11 protein-coding genes and 1 pseudogene are annotated in these 9831 nt (G+C 63.8%); 7 read left to right on the top strand and 5 right to left on the bottom strand.

Annotation, left to right across the window (positions count from 1 at the left end; genetic code table 11):
- Positions 1–61: 61 nt before the first annotated feature.
- Positions 62–519 (bottom strand): annotated as a pseudogene (gene soxR, locus ACN0YJ_RS13695) (redox-sensitive transcriptional activator SoxR).
- Positions 520–631: 112 nt separating this feature from the next.
- Between soxR and ACN0YJ_RS13690 the strand changes: the two are divergent.
- Positions 632–1015, top strand: coding sequence for a VOC family protein (locus tag ACN0YJ_RS13690; protein ID WP_417496533.1), 384 nt, complete (start codon positions 632–634; stop codon positions 1013–1015).
- A 54-nt stretch (positions 1016–1069) separates the two neighbouring features.
- Here ACN0YJ_RS13690 and ACN0YJ_RS13685 read toward each other — a convergent pair whose 3' ends face one another.
- Entirely contained in the window at positions 1070–1444 is a 375-nt protein-coding gene (locus tag ACN0YJ_RS13685) for a DUF1304 domain-containing protein (protein ID WP_417478469.1), read from the bottom strand.
- Between the two features lie 137 nt (positions 1445–1581).
- Here ACN0YJ_RS13685 and ACN0YJ_RS13680 point away from each other — a divergent pair, with 137 nt between their 5' ends.
- Positions 1582–1836: a type II toxin-antitoxin system prevent-host-death family antitoxin gene (locus ACN0YJ_RS13680; protein ID WP_417496532.1), complete on the top strand. Its 255-nt coding sequence runs from the start codon at positions 1582–1584 to the stop codon at positions 1834–1836.
- Position 1837: 1 nt separating this feature from the next.
- On the top strand, positions 1838–2263 hold the full coding sequence (locus ACN0YJ_RS13675) for a growth inhibitor PemK (RefSeq protein WP_417496531.1): 426 nt from the start codon (positions 1838–1840) through the stop codon (positions 2261–2263).
- Positions 2264–2594: 331 nt separating this feature from the next.
- Here ACN0YJ_RS13675 and ACN0YJ_RS13670 read toward each other — a convergent pair whose 3' ends face one another.
- Positions 2595–3437 carry a PGN_0703 family putative restriction endonuclease gene (locus tag ACN0YJ_RS13670; protein ID WP_417496530.1) on the bottom strand — a complete coding sequence of 281 codons (843 nt, stop codon included), beginning with the start codon at positions 3435–3437 and terminating at the stop codon, positions 2595–2597.
- Between the two features lie 748 nt (positions 3438–4185).
- Here ACN0YJ_RS13670 and guaB point away from each other — a divergent pair.
- The 4 genes from guaB (at position 4186) to ACN0YJ_RS13650 (ending at position 7853) form a co-directional block, all read left to right on the top strand.
- Entirely contained in the window at positions 4186–5655 is a 1470-nt protein-coding gene (gene guaB / locus ACN0YJ_RS13665) for an IMP dehydrogenase (RefSeq protein WP_417496529.1), read from the top strand.
- 112 nt (positions 5656–5767) lie between these two features.
- Positions 5768–6184 carry an MAPEG family protein gene (locus ACN0YJ_RS13660; protein ID WP_417496528.1) on the top strand — a complete coding sequence of 139 codons (417 nt, stop codon included), beginning with the start codon at positions 5768–5770 and terminating at the stop codon, positions 6182–6184.
- Complete coding sequence (locus ACN0YJ_RS13655) at positions 6181–6543, top strand: DUF3088 family protein (RefSeq protein ID WP_417496527.1); 363 nt, start codon at positions 6181–6183, stop codon at positions 6541–6543. Before ACN0YJ_RS13660 ends, ACN0YJ_RS13655 begins: the two co-directional genes overlap by 4 nt.
- Entirely contained in the window at positions 6540–7853 is a 1314-nt protein-coding gene (locus ACN0YJ_RS13650) for an RsmB/NOP family class I SAM-dependent RNA methyltransferase (RefSeq protein WP_417496526.1), read from the top strand. Before ACN0YJ_RS13655 ends, ACN0YJ_RS13650 begins: the two co-directional genes overlap by 4 nt.
- Positions 7854–7941: 88 nt before the next feature.
- On the opposite strand, the gene ACN0YJ_RS13645 is transcribed toward ACN0YJ_RS13650, so the two are convergent.
- Both ACN0YJ_RS13645 and ACN0YJ_RS13640 read right to left on the bottom strand, forming a co-directional pair.
- The gene (locus ACN0YJ_RS13645) at positions 7942–8760 is read right to left on the bottom strand and encodes a sulfotransferase family protein (protein ID WP_417496525.1); all 819 of its coding nucleotides are present in this window, start codon (positions 8758–8760) and stop codon (positions 7942–7944) included.
- Positions 8753–9553: a sulfotransferase family protein gene (locus tag ACN0YJ_RS13640; protein WP_417496524.1), complete on the bottom strand. Its 801-nt coding sequence runs from the start codon at positions 9551–9553 to the stop codon at positions 8753–8755. Before ACN0YJ_RS13640 ends, ACN0YJ_RS13645 begins: the two co-directional genes overlap by 8 nt.
- Positions 9554–9831: the final 278 nt, after the last annotated feature.

Here is a 9831-nt window from a genome sequence, read left to right as displayed (position 1 = left end):
GAAGGCGGGGGAGGGGGGCGGCCGGCGGCGGCGTGCCGCCGCGGCTCGGGGGGGGTGGGGGCTAGGCCTTGCGGCGGCGGGCGCCGAGCAGGTAGCGCGGGCCGGGCCCGCGTGCGGCGATGCGGTCGCCGGGATTGTAAAGGGCGCAGGCCTTCAATGAGAGGCAGCCGCAACCGATACAGCCATCCAGCCGGTCGCGCATCGCGGTGAGCCCGGCGATACGTTCATCGAGCACCTGGCCGAAGCGGGCGCTGATCTGCGACCAGTCGGCCTGGGTCGGCGTGCGACCCTGCGGCAGGCTGGCGAGTTGATCGCCGATTTCCGCGATGGTGAAGCCAAGCTTCTGGGCGATCAGCACGAAGGCGATGCGGCGCACATCAGAGCGCAAAACCGTCTTTGTCCACCGGCATTGCGGCTCGCACTGACCAGACCTCGGGCTTCATAAAACCGCACGGCCGAGACGGAAACCCCCGTACGTTCAGCCAGTTGACCGATGGATATCGAGTCATTCGCCTGCATGAAAAGCCTCCGTCATTCTCGCTGCAACTTGCCGCTTGACCTCAACTTAGGTTGAGCAATTAGGCTTGGCAAATCAGAGCCCTTAGCGGGCGTTTTTCAGGCAGGAAAAATCATGCAAACCGGATTACTCGAACATGTGAATGTCACCGTCGCCAATCCGCAAGACACCGCAGATCTCCTGTGCCGTCTCTTCGACTGGCATATCCGCTGGAGCGGCCCTTCGGCGCTCGGTGGCACCACCTTTCATGTCGGCACAGAGGCTCAATATGTCGCCCTCTATTGCCCAGCCGCACTGGCCGCTGTCCGGCCGCGCGATGTCGCCGCGCCTGGGCATCTCAACCATATTGCCGTCGTGGTCGATGATCTGGATGCCGCCGAGGCGCGGGTGCGTGAAGCCGGGCTCGAGCCCGGCAATCACGGTGATTACGAGCCGGGCCGGCGCTTTTACTTCGTCGATGACAACGGGATTGAATTCGAGGTGGTGAGCTATACCTGAGGCCAGGGGCGGCGGCGCTACCGCGCCGCCCTCCGCCCCCTGGCTGGCGATCGCCTAGCGGTAGATCCGCGCCTCGCGCTTGCGCAGAAGGTCGAGCAGGAGCGCCACAACCGCCGGCGCCGCCTGGATATAGAGGATGGTGAAACTCGCCGTCAGCCCGCCATAAATGCCCGCCGCGATGACGCACAGCAGGAAGAAGCGCAAGAACTCACGATTGCCGCGGATCACGCACCAGATCAGCCCCGCCGCGAGGAAGCCGTTATAAAGCCCCTGATTGGCCGCCAGCACCGCCGTCTGCGCCGCCTGGGCCGCATCCTGGTCAAACACCTGCAAGCCAATCGGCCCCTGCCACAACACCATCTCCAGCACGAGAAAACCGATATGCAGCGCCGCGACGATCAGGGCGGCAAACAAGGCAAGATTTTTCATGGCGGGTGCTCCCGGCTGGTCGGCGCGATCTGGCGCTGGGGGCAAGATCAGCACAGGGCGCGCGGGGCGGCAAGGGGCCAAATCTTGACTTTTCGCACGTTTTGTCTATTTTGTGCGATCTATCGGGAGTTCTGAACATGACTATCGCCACCGCCACCCAAGTGAAGCAGAGCTTCGGCCGCTTTCACGACAAGGCACAACAAGAGCCGGTCTTCATCCAGAAGCATGGCCGCAATTCAGTCGTTCTGCTCTCCGCCGATCTCTATGCCGAGCTGATCGAAAGCCGTCAGGCCCTCGCCGTCCGCGATCTCGACCAGGCTACACTCGACCTCATCGCCGAAACCGAAATGCCCGCCGACCATGATCATCTGAACGCGCTGATGGACGAGTAACGTGCCGATCGCAAACCCCGCAGCGGGTCTTGTGATCGGGTATCATTATCTTTGGAAGCGCGAAGCCGATCAGGGGCTGGAAGAGGGCGCAAAGCCGCGTCCGGTCATGGTGCTCGCGACGCAAGCCAGCTCGACAATCGTGAAAGTCTGGGTGGTTCCCTTCACGACGCAGCAGCCCCACGATCCGGGCGAAGCCGTCGCCATCCCATCCGCTGTCCTGCGCATGCTCGGTCTGGGGGATGGGTCGTCCTGGGCCATCGCCAGCGAACTCAATCTGTTTGAGTGGCCCGGTCCGGACATCGCCAAGCTGAGTGCGGAAGCCGATTTCGCGTTGGGCCGCGTGCCACCGGCGCTCTTCATCCGCATCAGGCAGCGCGTGCTTGCGGTACATGCGGACGGGAAGCTGGCGAGCGTGGGCCGAACGTGAAGGTGGCATTCCAGCATGGTTTTCGGTGCGGGGAGCCGCACCGTGCGCTGCTCAGTCTCGTTCCGATCACCTGGCCGATTTCGAAGCCTGAGGTTCGTGTCCCAAGGACCGACCATTCCCCAAATCACCCAACCTCTTCCCCCGGACCTGTTCCGGGGCCTACCGGAGCCTGGAGATTATTCGCCGCCCTCCGGCAGACCCCGGAATTCGCTGCGCTCCTCCGGGGGAAGGCGTTTTCTTGAGTTTCGATGGCGGGTGCGGCGCCGGGGGAAAGGGGCACTGCCAGGCGGATTGTCCGCCTTATGGGCGTGCGCGCCGGCGCTTGATCGGACTACACCGTGATCGCGTAACGCCCAGCCAGCTCGTCCAGATGGCCAGACAACCAGCCTGGGGCCGCCTTCCGCCAATGGGCCCAGAGTTCCGGGTAGCTCATCGCGGCGAAACGTGGCGTGGCGCCGGCCACGCGGTCGGCGAATTGAGCGATTTCCCGCCGGTGAGCCTCGAAGATCGGATCGCACGCCGTATTTGCGGGCTCCCAGTAGAGGTATAGGAGTGTCACGGGTTGGCTGGAGAATGTGTGGGCCAAGCCGAAGGCATGTTTGATGAGCTGCGCTGCATCGAGCCAGGCATAGCTGGTTGGCGCGTCCATCAACCGAAGCATCTCCCGGAAATAGCCCTGCTCGCGGCGTCCGTCCCGGATTTGCTCCGGGTAGGCGGGCGAGAATTGGGCGCGGTGGCGAGTCAGGTATTCGGTCAGCTTTGATTCAATGCCCACCACGCCGTTCGGCCCCGAAAGCAGTGCGTCGAGGTTCGGGGCTCGCCCGCCCCGAAGCCCGGTCGGGCATTTTCGCTCGAATTGCAACTTGGAGAATGGTTCAGCAAACGGGGTGTGGAGGTCGGTTATGCGGCGGCAAAAGGGGGCAAAGCAATTGACTGCCAGCGCCGAGGACGAATGCGCAGCGCGAAACTTTGTCTCGAGCTCGTTTCCATCGCCCGCTCTGAGGTCAGTTTCGAAGTCCGCTGCCGATACCAGCGGCAGAAGGGCGTCCCGGAACGAGTTGACGTATCCCTTCTCGTCCACTGTTACGCCCGGGCGAGTAAGAACCAAGGCTTCGCGGAGCGCAGAGAGTGCGCGGGGCTTGATCGCGCGGTCAGAGGGTGATTCCTGCTTCATCGGACGAGCATAGCTCTGACGCTCGCGCGGGTATTCACAATTATCGGGTGGACTGCACGCCGCCCTCCGGTAGACCCCGGAATTCGCTGCGCTCCTCCGGGGGAAGGCGTTTTCTTGATTTCGGATGGCCGGGATGACAGTGAATTCCGATTGAACGACACAGAGCCCGGCTCCGCCCGCTTATCCGCCTGCCACCCCGGCAGCGCTATACTCACTCGATCCCCGCTCTTTGACATTGTTGGCCCCGGCAGAAAATCACAGCCGAAATGCGCGCCGGCGTGGCAGAGACTGCCATTCGGTGACAGTGTCTGTCACGCCCGGAATTTCCGGAATTACGAGCCTAAACAGGCCTTTACGGCCTGGAGTGACAGGGTGGCAGACTGGCAGAATGCCCGGTCGGGACCCGGGATTCTCGCATCGGCGTTCTGGAAACCGGACCCTGTCCCGGTTGTGGCGGGAGATTGTGAAAATTGCCGGAATTTATGAAAGGGAGTGCGTGAACATATTGAAGTAAAACATAAAACGATCAACGCGCCCGCAAACATACCGGTGCTGAACGCCAGCCCCACGGTCATCCTGCGGCAAGTCCACGCCCGTTGAACGGCAGACGAAGAGCAGACCAACGGCAGACATTGCGACCGGGGAGCCGCCAATCCGGCCCGATCCGCGCCTCTCCCCCGCACTGGACAATTGACCTCCCGGCCATACCTGTTATAGCCGCGCCGCAAGCAGCAAAAAGGAGTCTCTCATGGAGATTCGTGAAGGTCTGACCTTCGATGACGTGCTCTTGCAGCCCGGTCCATCCGACGTTCTTCCCGCCGACGCCATAGTCTCGACCCGCGTGGCGCGTGATTGCGGTCTCAATATTCCGATCATGGCTGCGGCGATGGATACGGTGTCCGAGGCGCATATGGCGATTGCCATGGCCCAGGCCGGCGGGCTGGCGGTGATCCACCGCAATCTGACCATTGCCGAACAGGCCGAGGAAGTTAGACGCGTCAAACGCTTCGAGAGCGGCATGGTGGTCAATCCGGTGACGATCTCGCCCGACGCGACCCTGGCCGAGCTGCGCGCCCTGATGGCCGAGCGCCGGATCTCCGGCATCCCCGTCGTTGAGGGCGCTGCGCCCGGCAAGCCGGGCAAGCTGGTCGGGATTATCACCAATCGCGATGTGCGCTTTGCCGATGATCCCAATGAAAAGGTTGGCAATCTGATGACGCGCGACGTTGTCACCGTGATGGCCGGCGCGTCCCAGGATGAAGCGCGCGCCAAGCTGCACCGGCACCGGATTGAGCGCGTGCTCGTCGTCGATGAAGAGCAGCGCTGCGTTGGTCTGATCACCGTCAAGGATATGGAAAAGGCCCAGGCCCATCCCACCGCCGCCAAGGACCGCGAAGGCTCGCTGCGCTGCGCCGCCGCGACCACGGTCGGGACGAGCGGTTTTGAACGCGCCATGGCGCTGATCGATGCCGGCGTTGATGTCGTGGTGATCGACACCGCGCATGGCCAGAGTTCATCCGTGCTCGACCAGGTCAAGGCGATCCGCAAGGCCTCGAACCTGTCGCGCATCGTGGCCGGCAATGTCGCCACTTATGACGGTGCCAAGGCGCTGATCGAGGCCGGCGCAGATTGCGTCAAGGTCGGGATCGGACCGGGCTCGATCTGCACCACGCGGATTGTTGCCGGTGTCGGCGTTCCACAACTGACCGCGATTATGGAAGCGCGCCGCGCGGCGCAAGGCTCGGACGTCTGCATCATCGCCGATGGCGGGATCAAGTATTCCGGTGACATGGCCAAGGCGATTGCCGCCGGCGCCGATGCCATCATGGTCGGCTCCCTGCTGGCCGGTACCGAAGAAGCACCCGGCGAGGTTTTCCTCTATCAGGGCCGCTCCTATAAATCCTATCGCGGCATGGGATCCTTGGGCGCGATGGCGGCAGGTTCAGCCGACCGCTATTTCCAGAAGGATACCGAGCGCATGAAACTGGTGCCCGAGGGCATTGAAGGCCAGGTCCCCTATAAGGGCCCGGTCGCGCCGATCCTGCACCAGATGGTCGGCGGATTGCGCGCGGCGATGGGCTATACCGGCTCCAAGACGATCGCGGACTTGCACGAGCGGGCGCAATTTGTCCGCATCACCAATGCCGGCCTGCGCGAAAGCCATGTCCACGACGTCAAGATCACCCGCGAAGCGCCGAACTATCCGACGCAGAGCTAGGTTTGGCGTCTGGCAAGCGATGGGCGCGTATGGCCTGTCTGCACCTTTGTCGATTGACCGGGAGGGGCGGTGAGCCTTGGCTCGCCACCCCGTTTGAACAAGGATCCAAGTGATGAATTACGCACTGCTCTGCCCGGTCTTCGTCCAGGTCGCCCTGACCTTTGTCCTGGTCTTCACCATGGGTGCGATGCGCTATCGCGCCGTCGCCTCGGGCAAGGTCAAACCTGCCGATATCGCGCTGGGCCAGGCGGGCTGGCCGGTCAAGGTGCAACAGGTTTCCAACGCCTATGAGAACCAGCTTGCCTCGCCGGTGCTGTTCTATGCCGGCATCGCCTTTGCCCTGATCACCGCCTCGACCAGTGTCCTGCTCGTCGTGCTGGCCTGGGCCTGGGTCGGTCTGCGCCTGTTGCATGCGCTGATCCATGTCACCAGCAATCATCTGCGCTCGCGCTTCATGGCCTTTGCCGCCGGACTTCTGGTCTTGCTGGGCTATTGGGTTGTGCTCGCCGTGGAGCTGATGACGCGATGATGCAGGACCAGCCCGCCATCGACACCGGCAAGGATATCCTGTTTTTGCTCACCGGGGCCTGGGACGGCGTTGACGGGCCGCGCCTGTGTGCCGATTGCTGTCTGATGGAAGGCGCCCTGCTGGGCAATCCGCACTGGACGGACGCCATCACTATTGTCCGTATCGAGCATCCCCGGCCACGGCCGGAAATCATCGCCCTGCTGGGTGAGGCGCATCAGAATGCCCCGACCCTGATCCTGGCCGGCGAGACACAGGCCCATACCCAGGTGGAGACCGCGAATGATCGCCGTTTCCTGACCGACCCGATCGCGATCTGCCAACAGCTCGCCACCACCTATGGCGGAGCACAGCCAAAATGAGAGATGCAGCCAAGATCGCCGCAGCGATTGAAATCCTCGACAATCAATTGCGCCAGCACACGCCGGTCAAGGACGCCGTGCGCGACTGGGGCAAGGCCAATCGCTATGCCGGTTCCGGCGACCGCGCCTGGATCACCGGGCTGGTGCTCGACGCCCTGCGCCACCAGTCCTCGGTCGGCCATGCGATGCAGGATGACAGCGCCCGCGCGCTCGCATTTGGTACCGTCGCCCGCGTCTGGGGCCTCTCGGTCGAAGAGATCGACGCGATGATGGAAAATGATCCCCACGCACCGGAACCGCTGACCAATGCCGAGCGCAGCGGTCTGGAGCGCGATATCTCCGATGCGCCGCTCCATATTCGCGGCGATTTCCCGCAATGGCTTGAGGCGAGCTTCCAGCGCGCCTTCGGTGACAAGGCCGAGGAAGAGGCCCACGAGCTGTGCTCACGCGCGCCGGTCGATCTGCGCGTCAATGAAGTCCAGGTCGGGTTTGACAAGGCGTTCAAGGAAGTCAGCTCCAAGCTGAAAACCGCGGAAGCCTCAGAGCTCGCCGCCATGGCGATCCGCATCCCGCAGCGCGATCCGCGCGGCAAGTCGGCGGCGGCGGAAAGCATTCCCGCCTATGGCAAGGGCTGGGTCGAGGTCCAGGATATCGGCTCGCAACTGGCGGCGCTCGCCTCGGGCGGCCGTGAAGGCATGCAGATCCTCGATTATTGCGCCGGTGCCGGCGGCAAGACGCTGGCGCTGTCGGCCTTGCTCAACAATACCGGCCAGATCCACGCCTGGGATATCGACTGGCGCCGTCTGCGCGCCATCTGGCCGCGTCTCAAGCGCGCCGGGGCGCATAATGTCCAGGTCCATGATGCCGAGGAAGACAAATGCCTCGGTGATTTGACGGGCAAGATGGATGTTGTCTTCTGCGACGCGCCCTGCACCGGTACCGGCACCTGGCGCCGCCGCCCCGACGCCAAATGGCGTCTGCGCGAGCGGGCCCTGGAAACGCGCACGGGCGAGCAAGACACCGTGCTGGAGCGCGGCTCGCGCTATGTCAAACAGGGCGGCCGCCTGGTCTATGTCACCTGTTCTGTCCTGCCGGAAGAAAATGAAGACCGCATCAATGCCTTCCTCGCCAGCCACGAAAACTTCAAACCGGTCCCTGCGATCAAGGCGATGCGCGCATCAGGCGGGCTCGCCAAGGGCGCCGAGGAAATTCTGGCGAAATGCGAAGGCCTGCACGGAGCCCTGCAACTCTCGCCGGCGCGCACCGATACGGACGGTTTCTATATCTGCGTGCTGGAACGCGTGGGGTAGGGGCGGTCCCGCCTAGTTCACGCCCGGACTTGCGCCTTCCGCGGACTTGCTCCGCGGGTGGCGCGAGATCAGGCAGGATTGACCGGCGCTAACGCCTCGTGCGGGAATCGGCCGCTGACCGATAGCCCAGGGTGCGCATTCTTCCCCGCACCGCCTCATTCATCAACCCGTCCAGTTGACGCCCGGCGCCGATCCGGTCCGCGCAAACCGGCGCATCGACGAGCGGCAGGCTGTCGCGTTCCAGCCCGATCAATTCGATCGGATTGCCGGAATAATTGAGCGTTGCGGGTTCGTATTCCAGCCCGAGAAAGCGCAGGAGGGCCGTGACGCTGCGCTTGGGCTTCTTGACGACGTCTTCATAGCGCAGACGCAGGAGGCGGCCCGGACCGATCGCGGTTTCCGCCTGCAGGCCAATCCCCGTCAGATCACACCAGTATTGCAGCGCCGCGCCCGGTTCGCTGACATGCGCGAAAGGACGGCCATCGGGACCGCGCCAGTCGCGTTGCAGCAGGGAGGCGGCGACGTCGCGGCCATCGCGGACGATGTGGACAAAGCGCGCCTGCGGCAGGAGCCGGCCCAGGCGTTCAAAGGCGAGGATGTTGAGACTGGTCTTTTCCACCAGCCGGTGCCCGGGCAGGCCATCGATCGGTTCGCCAATCAGCCCGGTCAGAAGTTCGGCCATATTGGCGCGTACCTGTTCGGCCTCAAGGCCGAAATCCTGGCTGTGCAGCTCTCCGAGCTGGGTCGCGAAATTCTTCCATTGCATGGCGATTGCCACGGGCAGGCCGGTATCGGGCCCGCAATGGATGCGCGAATGCCCGGCCAGCAGCCGGCGCATCACCGTCAGGCCGGAGCGCGGGCAGCCGCCGAGAAAGGCGAAGCCCGCTCCGCTGGCGGCCTCAGACATATCCCAGCCGGGACAGGGCCGGACCGGCGATCTCCATGACGGTGGCATATTGCGACGGGGTCAGGGTCTGGCGCCAGCGCCCGATCGCGCGTGTGTCGATGGGCTGGGCGACGCGGTCATTGCTTGTCTCATTGATTCCCGAGGCCCGGTCGAAGGTGCGGGCATGGTCGAGCGCGGCTTCAACGGCCTGTGCGTCCTCGCCGAGAAAGGCGAACAGGCCGGCGATGATGTCGCGTGGGTGGCGCGCCAGGGATTCATACCGAAGTTCGAGATAATTGCCGTCGCCGCGCATCGCCGTGCCGGCTTCGACGCTGGCGACCCAGAGCCGGGCGGCCGCGGCCGCGTCGCGTGTGATGGCCAGGGGTTGACCGGTCCGGCCGTCGGTCCACTCCATCGAGAGGAGCGAGGCGACAACATCACGGCCATCGCGAACGATGCCGACCAGCGGGCTGGCCGGGAAGAGGCGGCGCAGCTGGCCGAAATGCAGCACATTGGCCGGTGTCTTCTCGGCGATGCGTCCGCCGGACTTTGCCTGCAGCGGGGCGAGAAAGGCGTTGATACTGGCGGCGAATTTGCGGTGTAGCGCGTCGGTATCGAGTCCGTATTGCTGTTGCAACACGGGCATGTGCATTTGCTCGACCTGGGTGGAGAGCGCACACAAGGCGGGCACGATCCGGGATTCCGGGCCGCAGACAATCCCTTTTGACGTGTTGACGATGGCGCGCAGGAGCGTTGTGCCCGAGCGCGGCGCGCCGCCGATAAAGATCGGGGTCTGGCCGATAACTTCCTGCATGTCAGATGTCTCCCGCTGGCCTTATCAAGCCTTGGCGGAGATGGTCGGGCGCTTACCGGGATGTTACGAAACATCAATATATTACAGGAGGATGACGAGAGTCTTGGCAGGCGGGACGGGCGTCGCTTCAATCCCCTCTCGCGCCTCGTTTACGCCCTATTTCGGGCCAGATTACGCCTTGATTGCCGCGACGGGGCGGCGGACAGGAATCGGCCCGGCGCCAAAAACCGGATTCCTTGCTGGTCAAGGCGGCTGACTCGCGCTATCCGGCGCCATGC

The organism is Maricaulis sp., from assembly GCF_048270095.1.
Taxonomy (GTDB): domain Bacteria; phylum Pseudomonadota; class Alphaproteobacteria; order Caulobacterales; family Maricaulaceae; genus Maricaulis.
The sequence above is the reverse complement of the archived record's forward strand: the minus strand, read 5'-3'. Positions and strand labels throughout refer to the sequence as shown.

Coding starts and splice junctions, on each gene's coding strand:
- ACN0YJ_RS13690 (WP_417496533.1), top strand. CDS start 632: ATGCAAACCGGATTACTCGAACATGTGAATGTCACCGTCGCCAATCCG.
- ACN0YJ_RS13685 (WP_417478469.1), bottom strand. CDS start 1,444: ATGAAAAATCTTGCCTTGTTTGCCGCCCTGATCGTCGCGGCGCTGCAT.
- ACN0YJ_RS13680 (WP_417496532.1), top strand. CDS start 1,582: ATGACTATCGCCACCGCCACCCAAGTGAAGCAGAGCTTCGGCCGCTTT.
- ACN0YJ_RS13670 (WP_417496530.1), bottom strand. CDS start 3,437: ATGAAGCAGGAATCACCCTCTGACCGCGCGATCAAGCCCCGCGCACTC.
- guaB (WP_417496529.1), top strand. CDS start 4,186: ATGGAGATTCGTGAAGGTCTGACCTTCGATGACGTGCTCTTGCAGCCC.
- ACN0YJ_RS13660 (WP_417496528.1), top strand. CDS start 5,768: ATGAATTACGCACTGCTCTGCCCGGTCTTCGTCCAGGTCGCCCTGACC.
- ACN0YJ_RS13655 (WP_417496527.1), top strand. CDS start 6,181: ATGATGCAGGACCAGCCCGCCATCGACACCGGCAAGGATATCCTGTTT.
- ACN0YJ_RS13650 (WP_417496526.1), top strand. CDS start 6,540: ATGAGAGATGCAGCCAAGATCGCCGCAGCGATTGAAATCCTCGACAAT.
- ACN0YJ_RS13645 (WP_417496525.1), bottom strand. CDS start 8,760: ATGTCTGAGGCCGCCAGCGGAGCGGGCTTCGCCTTTCTCGGCGGCTGC.
- ACN0YJ_RS13640 (WP_417496524.1), bottom strand. CDS start 9,553: ATGCAGGAAGTTATCGGCCAGACCCCGATCTTTATCGGCGGCGCGCCG.